Source organism: Arthrobacter sp. NPDC056727, from assembly GCF_042790555.1.
Classification (GTDB): Bacteria; Actinomycetota; Actinomycetes; order Actinomycetales; family Micrococcaceae; genus Arthrobacter.
On the sequence record NZ_JBHTZA010000005.1, the window covers coordinates 257,928 to 270,356 of the forward strand.

Annotated in this window: 9 protein-coding genes and 1 pseudogene; 6 read left to right on the plus strand and 4 right to left on the minus strand. The window is 59.5% G+C overall.

The window, feature by feature from the left end:
- Nucleotides 1–52: 52 nt before the first annotated feature.
- Nucleotides 53–298, minus strand: a pseudogene (locus ACFRAH_RS07555) (ATP-binding protein); the annotation flags it as partial.
- A gap of 433 nt (nt 299–731) precedes the next feature.
- Between ACFRAH_RS07555 and ACFRAH_RS07560 the strand changes: the two are divergent.
- A complete protein-coding gene (locus ACFRAH_RS07560; protein ID WP_377990283.1) occupies nt 732–5,327 on the plus strand; it encodes a hypothetical protein in 4,596 nt (1,531 codons plus the stop codon).
- Nucleotides 5,328–5,795: 468 nt separating this feature from the next.
- Here the strand turns inward: ACFRAH_RS07560 and ACFRAH_RS07565 are convergent, their stop codons facing one another.
- The gene (locus ACFRAH_RS07565; RefSeq protein WP_377990284.1) at nt 5,796–5,972 is read right to left on the minus strand and encodes a hypothetical protein; all 177 of its coding nucleotides are present in this window, start codon (nt 5,970–5,972) and stop codon (nt 5,796–5,798) included.
- Nucleotides 5,973–6,245: 273 nt separating this feature from the next.
- Nucleotides 6,246–7,796, minus strand: coding sequence for a competence protein CoiA (locus tag ACFRAH_RS07570; protein ID WP_377990285.1), 1,551 nt, complete (start codon nt 7,794–7,796; stop codon nt 6,246–6,248).
- A gap of 111 nt (nt 7,797–7,907) precedes the next feature.
- Between ACFRAH_RS07570 and ACFRAH_RS07575 the strand changes: the two genes are divergently transcribed.
- From ACFRAH_RS07575 to ACFRAH_RS07595, 5 genes are all read left to right on the plus strand, one after another.
- Nucleotides 7,908–8,570 (plus strand): hypothetical protein, encoded by a 663-nt coding sequence (locus tag ACFRAH_RS07575; RefSeq protein ID WP_377990286.1) that lies wholly within the window; start codon nt 7,908–7,910, stop codon nt 8,568–8,570.
- Nucleotides 8,571–8,654: 84 nt separating this feature from the next.
- Entirely contained in the window at nt 8,655–9,221 is a 567-nt protein-coding gene (locus ACFRAH_RS07580; RefSeq protein ID WP_377990287.1) for a hypothetical protein, read from the plus strand.
- A gap of 504 nt (nt 9,222–9,725) precedes the next feature.
- Complete coding sequence (locus ACFRAH_RS07585) at nt 9,726–10,454, plus strand: hypothetical protein (RefSeq protein WP_377990288.1); 729 nt, start codon at nt 9,726–9,728, stop codon at nt 10,452–10,454.
- Between the two features lie 187 nt (nt 10,455–10,641).
- Nucleotides 10,642–11,358: an SOS response-associated peptidase gene (locus ACFRAH_RS07590; protein WP_377990289.1), complete on the plus strand. Its 717-nt coding sequence runs from the start codon at nt 10,642–10,644 to the stop codon at nt 11,356–11,358.
- Between the two features lie 10 nt (nt 11,359–11,368).
- Complete coding sequence (locus tag ACFRAH_RS07595; protein WP_377990290.1) at nt 11,369–11,515, plus strand: hypothetical protein; 147 nt, start codon at nt 11,369–11,371, stop codon at nt 11,513–11,515.
- Here ACFRAH_RS07595 and ACFRAH_RS07600 read toward each other — a convergent pair.
- Nucleotides 11,512–12,372 (minus strand): ATP-dependent DNA ligase, encoded by an 861-nt coding sequence (locus ACFRAH_RS07600; protein WP_377990291.1) that lies wholly within the window; start codon nt 12,370–12,372, stop codon nt 11,512–11,514. The two genes, ACFRAH_RS07595 and ACFRAH_RS07600, sit on opposite strands and share 4 nt — an antisense overlap.
- Nucleotides 12,373–12,429: the final 57 nt, after the last annotated feature.

Below are 12,429 nucleotides of genomic sequence, written 5' to 3' on the forward strand. Positions count from 1 at the left end.
ATGGGAAAGTGAGCCATTTCGTGAGTTGAAAAGTGAGCCACGTTGACGCTGGTTATTCTGCCGTATTTTCCGGTCTTGTCGAGGACAAGGAGTCCGGCTGTGCATGTTTGAGTCGGTAGCTGGAGCCTTTGAGGGTGATGACTTCGGCGTGGTGGACGATGCGGTCGATCATGGCCGCGACGACGACCTGATCACCGAAAACGTCGCCCCAGAGGGTGAAGGGCAGGTCAGAGGTCAGGACCAGCGAGGCGTGTTCGTAGCGTGAGGACACGAGCTGGAAGAACAGGTTCGCAGCGTCGCAACTCCGGATTGTCGGAGGTGTTGCAACGATCGCTAGAACTCGCCCCAGCGGGCACATTAACTGGCCGCCCGTGGGTAGAAACTACTGGCCATTGACATGCCTAGCTGGTAATCAACAGGCATACAAAAGTTGGGTAGTGTCAGACTTCCAGTCGGCGAGTATCCTCAACGACATGTCCGTGGCTCCTAAGTCGCCACATCGATGCATTCGTCCTTTATGTGTAGATGAAAATTGAGTGAGCGAGTTTCCGTCGAAACGGCATGCTTCCTATTCACCTGCATCAACTGAGAAATTTTTTTGAATCACACTGATAGGGCTTCGTTCTCTAAAGCAACTCAACGTGGCCCGAGGTGCTGGGAAGTTGAGGATTGTTATGTCCAGGAGTATAGAGGTTCGAGTTACCCCCACTACCAAGCCCTCGAAACCAATCGTGGGGGTTGTAGTCGAAATCACCTACGACACAGAAATAGAAGGGTCCAAGGTCGCACAGGAAGCCGTGCAGCGTAGCCTCAGGATGCAGCTTGACAGCTCACTCAGGGGCAGCGCGACACTTGATGACCTAGCAGGCACCAAGGTGATTGCGAACGTGCTTACCGTCGACGGCGTGGGGCTGGTAACGCGAGCTTTAGAAGTAGATCGACATAGGGTGGAATTCACGCTTTCGGACGAGGATGTCAAAAAGATCACTGATGGCGGCCAGACCTTGCCGGATACGGTCGCAACAGCCATGGTGACCCGCTCGGTGCGGCTCGTTCCATCTGGCATGATCGTCCCCGACTATGTGAACAGCAGTCTGGCCATTGCAGTCGTTTCAAATGCTCAAGATCTGCAAACCTTGGGCCTCGATGCAGTCCTCAAATCTCAGGGCGGGACAGTCGTAACAGCTACAGAATTGACCGCGGACTTGGCTTCGGTTGCAAATCAAGTGGCGTGGCAACCAGCCCACATCGCCGTGGATGGATCGTTTTCGGTTTCACTTCCAAAGGTGACTTCTGCCGGATGGTTATGGCGGCTCACCGGGAAAATCCAGCTCTTGGGCTTCGTGCCTGACGAGCTGTCACAGCCGCGGAGCCCGCTGGTCCTCGCCCTTCCCACTATCAGCGCTTACGTTGGCGAGGAAACATCACCCCACGAAGTGGACTGCAAATGCGCGTCAAAAGTTCCATCCGACATCACGGAGGCGGAACTGGCTAATAATCCCGACATCTACTCCGAGGACCCTGGTGCGTTCTGCCATCCTTTCACTAACCCGGAGCGGATCGTAAGCGAGAAGGCATTCTCTGTCATCGCCAGGAGCACACAGCCCGCGGTGGGCCCTGTGGGTTCGCGTCGAATGCGTGGTTTGGACGTCCTCCAGCTGGAAGGAGATCAGCTGCCGGCCCGCCGCTCTGTGTCGACAGAGACGAGAAGACGTTCATCATCCTTGCGTTCCCGCGGCCCGTCGCGCGGTCGGTCTTTCCCGCCACTGGGCCTAGCGTTAGCCAAGCTTGATCTGCTGCCCCACCGCCACGCGCTGCTGAGTCGTTACGACGATCTCCTGCGCCGCCTGCCGGGCGGTCGCCGACTTATGGACGAGGAGCATCCTCTGCAATGGGAGGACGAAATTGCCCAGTACCAAGCGACCGAAGTTGCACTCGGGCACATCCTAGATTTCCGCGTGCGCTGGCGTTCAAATGGCTACTCTCTCGGTACTGTGGCGAAGACACTCACTCTCGCACCGCGTCAAACCCGACGCATCCAAAAGATCGAGTGGCGCCGGTCCGAGCGAGCTCGGCGACGCGAGCAGACATCGCTGGACGATGAGGTAAATGACCAGGTGGTTAGGGAACGCGATTTTTTCGACGCCGTTGCCGCCCACCTCGATGAGTGGGCCACAGGAGAATCAAGCTCGCGGACTAAGGCCGCGGCAGGCGGCATCGGTTTTGCTTTGCCAGGTGTAATTGGCGGCATCGGTGGAGGAGCCGCGTCGGCGCATAGTACATCCCACCAAGAGGGTGGGCGCGATACGACGGCAAGCGAGACTCAGCGGCTGCGGGACGCAGTCCGGCGCCATGGCGATTCATTGCGCAAGTTCGAGAGCACTGTTGTAACGGAAGTTACACAAGAGGAAAGCGTAACGGGCACCACCGAAGTTGTTCGGAATCTTAACTACGCCCACTCGCTGACAGTTATTTACTACCAGATCCTTCGTCATCTAAAAATTAAGACGGAGCTCGCCGGCGTAAGACAATGTATCTTCGTTCCCTTTGCCCTCCGTCCGTTCGATCTCCAGCGAGCATACCGTTGGCGAGAATCCATCTCCGGGGCGATTCGGACTCCGAGGTTTGGGCGGGCATTGCGCTACCTAAAAGACGTAGCAACAAACTTTTCGACCTCCGATATCGATCCAGGACCCCGCGCAAATCAACCCTTGACCTACGTGAGGGGATCGCTTTATGTCACTTTGGGGGTTGAGCGTCCTGCCGACTCATCGGACGGAAAGTTCGACACTGGACTGTGGCAAGTCGCCCAGCCATTACTCAGTACTCCTGCCCTCGGCATTTTCAGCACGTTGGCAACACTTCTGGCCAATCAACGCGATGCGCAGTTCCAAAAGGACTATGCACCCGGGATGGCAGCCCGCTGGGCAGACCGCCTCACGTTTCAACTTCCCGGTGGACGAGTGCTTCGCGCCGATTGCACACTCGCTACTCGTTACCGCTTCAATCAGCCCACCCGCATCGACTTTTCTATCCCATCAGCTGAACTCACAGGTTTGACGCGATCGACGGTGTCGCAGCTACGCATCATTCCGGCTCTAGGGCTCCCGCCAGGATCAGTGGCAAATCTGAGCCGGATATCGATTACGTACAGCACACCCCGCTTCGAGCACAGCGTTGAAGGGCGTACGGGAACCGATGACCTCGTCACACCCATCACCGGAGCGGCTGAAGTTGCCAGCGCCGTCCTGCCCCTCGATTCGTGGGAGAAGGTCGATGAGCGGCTAGAACTGATTCGCTCGGTCCAGGAACTCATTGAGCACCTCAATGAGCACGTCGAGTACTACCACAAAGCAATCTGGTGGCGACTGGATCGTGATCGGTTGCTGATGATGCTCGATGGGTTCTATGTGCCAGGGACGAACAATGTCAGTATTGCTTCTATCGTCGATCGGGAACCGCTCGCGATTATAGGGAACTCGCTCGTTTACCGTGTGGGTGCCGCTGCCTTCGTGCCGATGGGCAAGATCACCAGTCCTCAAACTTTGCTCGAAGTTTATGCCGAACGATCCCCTGTCGCCGATCCCCTGTACATCAGCCTGCCGACGGATGGACTGTACGCTCAGACGATTATGGACGAGTGCGGGGCCCTCGAGGAACATTATGGAAACACGGACTGGGCGCTCAATGACGCAGACCCGGAGCTCGGAGCGATCGACCCGATGTTGCTCGGGAGCAGGGCAACGGATTCGACTGCGACAACGCAACCCACACCTTTCCCAAGCACGATCATCAATCTGCAGAACGCCCCTGACGCCCCGGCACCCCAGGGGTTAGCTGGGGTTCTCAGTGCTGTCACCAACGCCAACGCGTTTCGTGACATGGCAGGTCTGGCCGGGACACAGGCCAACGCACGGGCAGCGCTTGAGACCGCTGCAGGTCTAGCTACGAACTTCGGCAACCAAGCCGCTTCACTTGAATTGGCTAAGCTTGCCAAGGCCGCGCAAGCAACCAATGATGCCGACCGCAAGCTGGCCTCAATAAAGAATGCCCAGGACAAAGGCCTCGCCACAGACGAACAAGCCGCGGTTCAAACGCAAGCAGCACTTTCTGCTATGAACCCTGATGCAGTCCCTTCGGACGCACCTCACACGAATGCTGCTATCAACGATGCCATCGTTACCGCTGCGTCTGTGCCCGGTTCCAGTATCGAAGCTACGAACAGCGAAGGCGCTACAAAAGTTACCTTAGGCAAAGAGGACGTCCTCCTCTTCACCCCCCGGATCCTCGACATAGAAACAAATGCGAGCTTGAGGTCCTTTGGCCCACCAAACGACTTCACCGGTGTTACCAAACTGTCCATTCGCGCTTTGAACCTTCCAAGTGGTTCGACCCTGGTCTGGAGCAACCCTTCGGCTGCTGCAGGCAGGTACTCGTTGACACAGACAACTACTTCCGGTACCTCTGAGGTGACCATTTCCGGGATACATCCGGGGCGCACGGATATCGACGTCGAGGCACGCGACGCTGGGGGCGTTGTCATTTCCAAGAAAAAGTTTCCGCTATCCATCCCGCAGTTCATCGAGATTGACGACTCTAATGCGGACCTCGACGCCTTCATCGCGAACAATAACCTCGGCGCCATCCAGACGCCGATTCTCAATGAGGCACGGTCCGTGGTGGAGCTTCTGCACAACAGCACTTCAAACGTTCGCCTCCTCTGGAAGTCAAAAGGCGCAAGCGCCCCTGCACACGTCGGCCGGGCATTCGTGACGACTGCCAAAATCGGCAACGTCGACGTCTCCGGCAGGGGCCTGTATGGTGAAACACGGCCGGGCCCAGCCGCCTTGTCAACAGATGTCGGTGACACTGTATTCGATGAGTCAATAGAAATTTTCCCACAGTCCTATCTGACTGCAGGGACGGCGACTAGCGATGTAAACGCGGCGGTTAATGAACTGGCGCGGGCCATCACTTCACTGCAGGCCTCAAACCCCGACTACGAGCTGTGGCTGATCCGGTTCTTCGGCCGGCTAATCGGCGAAACCCTCGCTCACGAAATTTTCCATTCGCTGCTCCCGGTACCTTTCTTTCACAACGTGGACGCCTCGGGCAAAGACGTGGACACACCTGACATCATGGACGATGGCTCGCATCGTTCCTTCTTGGAGCGCACAGGGATCGCGGCTGCAAGTTCATTACCGGCCGATCTGCTCGACAATCTCACCGATACAAGCACCGCCAGCATCAACCGCCTGACGGGCGCTAATCTAAAATTCCTGCAGACAACCTTCCCCGTCCCGCCAGTGAAGCCATTTGATACCTGACCTCAAAAGGCTCCCGATGATTGGTAGCCAACCAGCCAAGAGTGCAACGGGAACGCCAGGCGAACACATTCAGGCGAGGCCTTCCTGCTATCGGCCCATACTCTTCTGAGCCTGTTTAGATCCAGAAGCCGTCAGGGTCTTTCTAGCTCTAGAAGCTTTGCTACGGGCGGCGGTCACGGCGGCTGCCGGAGGAGTCGCTTGGTCGCGGTCGGCGTTCAGCCGCGCTTGACTGCTTCACGATCCACAATGTGGTCAAGGTTTTTTCCAGGGAAGCTCGGCATTCTGCTGAATCATATGTCGGTGCGGCTTCGTCCGTCGGCTGGTCGTGGCCGTGTGCTGTCGGCGTCCACATTTTAGCGCTGTGCTTTGTCGGGGCGTTCGGCTTCCACGAGAAGCCGGCCGGCTTCGGCGCTTTCCCCCGATGCCGCCGTCCGTTCTTCCGAAGTCCGAGTCTTTGCACGTGCTGCTTCATTGAGTGCGGCCGCACCGGCCGCCCGTTCCCAGAACGTCGACGTCGATCGCGTAGCGTTGCCGAACCTGCTCGCGGACGGCGTCAGCCGCAGAGCGTGCCATCGGGTCCTCGCCCTTCCACGCCGTTGTGATTTGGTGGACGCGGACGATGTCTTCGGCTTGGCGTTTTCCCACCAGCGGGAATCCAGAGCGGGTGCAATCTGTGCGCGTGCGGCTGCTGTCGGTGACTGCTCCGCTGACGGGTCGTCTCGCTCTCGCTCTCGCTCACGCTTAGTTTCGCCGATGAAATTGCCGCCTTGGGCTATTGACCCTGCCCTTAGAATAAGGCACGGCATGGACCAGCTCGGGCGCGCTCCGCGGGCATTAAGGCCTCCCGCGCAGGCAAAGGCACCGGCAGCGCCTCTACCCGTCTCTGTGCGGCTGCCGACGAAAACGCGCGGAACAGCTTTACCGCCAGCCGGCTCCCCGTACGCCGGGATTGAGGCAGCCCCCGTCTGCATGTATGCCCTCGTTATCGTCTTCGAACATTCCGCCGCAGTCGCTGCATTGGAACCGGAAACCGTTGGGGCTCCCGCGATAGCGTGGGTTGTCCCTAATCGCTTGCATGCGCGCCGCGCGTGCGTCCTTCGCGGCCTGTCGCTCCGCAATCTCTTCTGCGTTACGGGCCTCCGACATCCAGAACGGTTTCCCGTTCGGGCTAATAACCGGTTCCGCCTCTTGGTATGTCCGTTGATGGTGCGCGGCAGGAAGCTTTTGCCTGCCCGCCGGAAGCTGCTCTGCCTGCTTGCGGCGCAGCACCTCCCAAGGGGGGAGCGTGCGGCCTGAACGGCTAGGAGTGCCTGCCGCTATGAGCGACCATTTGGTGTGCGGAAGCGACGCCACCCACCGGCCTTGGATGACTTCCTTGCACTCTGGGCAAGAGAACCCTTGTCGTCTTTCAGTGCCGTGGAGGGGAACTATCTTTGCCTCTACCAGACCGCGGTTGTGCGCCTCTAGCCACGCGGCCACGTGTGCGCGTACGTGCTGGAAATTCTCTGGCCCTGGCCTGTAGGGGCGGAGATCGATTCGGGCAGGCGGCTCGACCAGCCGCCAAATGAGCATTGGATGACCAGCGCCCACACAATGGACAACACTCGCCCAGATGTTCATTGCGGCAGCAGCGGCAGGTGTCTCGCTGACATCAGGTGGTGCTGCTCGCTCCAAGAACAATGCGTCTCGCTCCGCGTTCTTGCGGACGGCCTCCTGGTCCGCAGCCAGTTTCGCTGCGGCAGCGGCGGTCGCCTGCAATTGGGCAGCCGCTGCATTCTTCAATCGGTTCTTTTCCTCCCGCGCAAGTGCCTCTGTCTGCTGCTTTGGTGTGCCAGGAGCCCATCGGAACGAAGGGTGAAGAATCCGGTCCACGACGAGACCGACGCGCTCCACATTCCGCACGACCGGTTGATATTTCGCCGCTTGCATGAGCGCCGCCGGCTCTTCGGGCAGGTCGCTACTCTTGCCGAAACCTGTCACGATCATCGGCAGCCTTACACGAAACCAGTCCAGACTTTCCGGGACGATCCACACCGGTGCGATGCCATCGTCCAGGTAACGCTGGGATCTGAAAACGTACTCTTCCTCGCTCTGCGCCGACAGTTGCACCTCGAACGCGAGTTTCCGGCCGCTCGTGTGGAAGGCCATTACGTCGGCAATCCAGGCCCGGTCGGGATGTGCGAGCTCGACCTCAGCGTGCCAGCCGGGGGTCGCGTTAATCCGGTCTTTCAGCGCGCGCTTCATCACCAGGTGCTGCTCTGATTCAGACTTATGGTTAACAGGGCATTCGACGTCGGGATAGTGCTTGAAGAACTGGCGTCCTCGGCGTGTGACCCTGCTTGCCCGCAGTCCGCACTCCTGCAAAGCCAGCGTTTCGTACAGCGGATGATGTACCAAGGCCCGCCAAGGATCGTGAGCCATCTCCGTGGCGTCTATCCGCTCACCGTTCAGGTACGCAACCAGCTGCACAAACGCCCCCACTTTTAGCTACACATTTTGCTTGGCCGTAAATCTACCGCGCGGCAGGGCGAGAAGTGGGACCGTGTACGTGGCGGATCCTGGGGCAGATATGATCCGGGCATGACTGAATTGGAACTCTTCGTGAAAGCCATCGCTGAAGATCTCGGCGATCCTTCCGATTGGCGCCCACCTGTGGAGTTTCGAGATTCTCTTGCGCTTTGCGCCCTGAACTCGGCCTACTCCCTGCGGGCGAGCTCGGCCGCAGCGACGAACGTGCTTGCCCGGTACCGTGCGCTTCGCCCATCGGCAGACACTGACAGCGGCTTAGACCTGATGGAGGCCATGGATAGCGCAGGCGGGCCCGCAGATTTCGCGCTTGACGTCCTGGACAACGAAAGCAAGCTCCCCGGTACAAACCGTTTACGACCTGAGGGCCTTTACGAGGGCCTCTCCCGGCTCGCAGCCCTGGACACCCCGGTAACGAATACAGGGCAACTCCGAGCCGCTGCGACCATAGGCAGTACCTCCGCAAAGGCGGCATGGACTTCAGTCAAAGGCTTTGGTCCGCTGGCCTGGTCATACCTGATCATGAATGCAGGAGTCAGCACGGAAACAAAACCAGACGTAATGGTGCAACGCTACCTCGTGCGAGTTCTTGGCGATGAACAGAGACTTGCTCCCGCACGAACACGGGAGCTCCTCCAGTTGGCGGCCACGAAACTCGCCGTTGAACCCCGGGACTTGGACAGAGCAATATGGCTGCACGAGAGTCCGACGAAGTAGTCGCCCACCAAAGTACCGGCTAACGAACGGGGAGAATGAGGGTCGCAAAACGAGGTGCATCTCTTGCAGTCGTAACCTTTCAAGATGGACAGCACGAACTCTTCAGCAATATTGGATCTCGCAAAATACGGAATCACGGAAGGTTTGTTTGGCGCGTCAGTGTCCGAAGAGTTGGTTGTCTCGGTTGGGCTTATAGCAATAGTTGGAGCGTTGGCCGAACACAAGATAGAAAACCTGTGGATCGAACTTAGGGGACCTTCGGCGGCAGGCAAGAAGGGCCCGTCCCCAAACGTGACCCAAAACATCAGAGACTGTAGGGAAATCCTGGACTCGCTGGACACGGGAAACGAGGACACCATGCCGCACCATTACGAATGGCACTACCGCGACAAAGGTCTGTACCTTCTGGAGCAAGCCGAGAAGGCCTTCGCAGCGCGGAATGACCTAGTGCACCGGGTCTGGTCTGTAGCAGATGCGGTCGAACCGAGCGGATACAAGACACCGCCGCCGAAAGGAAGAAATGCCAAAGACATGGCGGCTCGTCCGTACCGGACTGTGTCTAAGGATGAGATAAACGCCGCAATCGTTAGCCTCGTCCACACCGTTGAGGCGCTTGATCGCTTCGCTGGGGGAGCCCCTGGGGCCCGCTGACCAGGTACCGGCCGACTTACGGGCACTTGCACTCACAGGTCAAGAGGCGATAGGCACACCATCAGACCCTGCTGAGTGTCGTTCTTGGTTCCTGCGGTGCTGGCGACTGGTCAGCCAGCGACGCGCGCGCTCCGGCGCCTGCTGCCACCAACTCATCGTCCGCCGCGAAGCGCCGGAATCCGCCGGGGCCGTTCCCGCAGAGGCGGCAGCTGTGAGCCACGCCGCCGCAGAGGCACCAAAGGCCACCTTCCGCTGGTACAGGAAGCCGCACCCATCCAGATCGCGGGGTAATCGGATGGACCGCAGCTTGCGCATGAAACGGAAGTTGGCTTCTGATCTTCATTAGCGGGATGACAGTTTGAATCTGTCACGCAAGAGCACCCACAATAAAGGCAAAGGAAGACCCCCGCACGGCAATGGCCGTGCGGGGGTCTTCTTTCTTTTTATTCCAACTATCGGCGGGAGCCGGCATCCATTGACGAACATTTCCGGAAAGGAAGAACCATGAAAGAGCAGCTGTCACACTCTTGCATTCAGTGGGCGCACCAGTATTTCCTCAGGAGCGCAAAACTCAACGGCGGTGCACCCACGGTCGCGGCAAGTTGGGTGTGGTCCTTCGGCAAGGTTGCCGACCAAGTCCAGGACTACCTGGAGTCCGCACACCCTAGGGCCGAGTCACTGCCGGTTGCCCTGGTTCACGAGATTCTCGAGCTGGCGCAGGATTCGTACGGCCGGTTTCCGCAGGGAGATGTCCGCCGCGTCCTCATTGATGCATGGTGCGGGCTTGCCCATGTGTACGCCGCAGCAGGCAGTTCCATGAACCGGGAGATGGACAGACTGGAGATGATGACCGACTGGCTCATAGCCATCGACGAGTTGCATTACAGCAGCTTCCCGGGACTGTCCAGGATGGCGGCGGCCTATCAGGCCGAATGCCGCCGCCTGGACCTCACAAAGCTCCGGCGCGACCTCCACGATTTCAAGTACGTGGGTGCGCTTTTGGACCTGTTGAAACTGTACGAACCACGAGCCAGACCAACCCGCGGCACCGCGGCGATCAAGCACCGTGGGGCAACAACCAGGAAGCCAGCTATTGGCAGCTCGGAGCGAAGTGAAGCCACCCGTGCCGGCCAGCACGTCGGAGCGACGAAACGCACCATGGAGACGCTGGCAAATGAACTCTACGGCAACTGGAGGGACCATTGGCGGAACACATTGCCCCAGCTGGGTTAAGTCCAGTGCAAATGCACGACCCTCCGGTAACCAGAAGCAGCCTGCCGAGATGCGTGGCTGCGCCCATGCACGTCCCTCGAGTCGGCGCAGCGCCGGAACGTTTGACCAGCTCGCTACTTTCCTTAGTCTCCATGGTCTGGCAGTGCCGACTCGTGCCGCTGACCTGGGCATCAGGCAAAATGGGCCCATGTGCGGCAGATACGTGATGTCCAAGGCAACCAGTGACCTTCTGAGCCACTTTGAGGCCAAAGAGGTTGAGGGCAGCCCGCCGCCGCCGAGCTGGAATGTGGCGCCAACCCAGAGTGTGCCGATCGTTGCCGAACGTCTGGATGAGGGCGCGATTGACCGGCATCTGCTCATTGCGCGGTGGGGTCTGGTCCCGTCCTGGGCGAAGGACATCAAGATCGGTTCCAAGCTGATCAACGCCCGCAGCGAGTCAATCCTGGAGAAGCCGTCCTTCCGGAAAGCTGCGGTGAAGCGCCGGGCAATCGTTCCAGCCGAGGGTTATTACGAGTGGCAAAAGACTGAGGACGGTAAGAAGATCCCGAACTATCTGTACTCCGAGAAGGAGCCCTTGCTGGGCTTTGCCGGTCTGTACGAGTGGTGGGCTGACCCATCCCTGCCCGAGGATGACCCGGAACGGTGGCTGCTCAGCTGCACGGTGTTGACCACGACGACGCAGGACGCCCTGGGGCACGTCCATGACCGTTCCCCGGTGATCATTCCCCGAGACCGCTTCGCGGAATGGCTGGACCCGGACCTGACCGACAAGGGCGGCATCCAGCACCTGCTGGACTCCTTGCCGGAACCGACCCTGATACCCCGGGTCGTCAGTCCCCGGGTGAACAGTGTGCGGAACAACGGGCCCGAGCTCATCGAGCCCGCTGAACCTGCGGCCTCATAGACTCATTGCCGTGAAACTCACCGGGACCATCACTAACTCCGACGGCAGCTACGGATACATCGACGTCGAAGGTGACAGCTACGACGAGGCTCGGGACAACCTCTACGCGCGGCTGGAAGATGGACAAAAGCTGATCACCATCCGCACCGACCGCTAACCCGTGTGGAGCCTGTCCGGCAGGGTGACATCGGCAGGCGACAGTTCCGGTCTGGGCCGGAGCAGGCGGAGGGGATGCCGGAACGACCGGCCTGACCAGGCGGTGTCGGCGGAGACTTCGACGATCAGGGGCTCCACGAGTGTCAAGGCGACGGGTTCCTTGTCGCGGTTGAACCTGTCCAGGGTCGTGCCCTTCACGGTGGCCGGCCAGGGGTGGTGGCCCTTGGGCGGTTTCAGCCATCGGGCCAGGTCCCTGGCGTCGGCGGTCTTCAGCGGGGTGGACCGGCCGACGATCCGCAGTTCACCCTCGAGAACGAGTCCGGCCACGACCTCTGAGGGTTGAGTGATCGGTCCGATCACGGCCCCGCAGATGACGTCTACGGTTTCCCGGTGTTTCAGCTTCAGCCAGGAGCGGACGCCTGGCGTGTAGGGCTGATTCAAATTCTTGATGACCAGCCCCTCGATCCCGGTATGGGGCAGGTCTTCGGACCATTGCTCGGCAACACTACGGTCCGTGGTGGTGGGGGAGAGGGACAGTGGCGGTTCCCAACTGCTGGCCAGTTCTTCAAGGAGGACCCGCCGCTGGCCTAAGGGCAGGTCACGGGCGTCATGGCCGGCGACGGCCAACATATCGAAGGCGACGTAGTTCGCGGGCGTCTGCCGGACCAGTCCGGGGAGGGTTTTCGGGCCGGCACCGAGGCGCTGCTGCAGAGAGGTGAAGTCGAGCCGGCCGTTGGTCCAGATCACGGCTTCGCCGTCGATCACGCACCCGGGAGGGACAGCGGCCTCCAGGGCCTGAATGAGCTCGGGGAAATACCGGTTTTGTTGGGTCCAATAATGCTGTCGCGGACGTCGCAAAGTCCCACGGCTGAATATGTCTAAGACAGGAACTGTCGGTGTGTCGGGGACGTACTC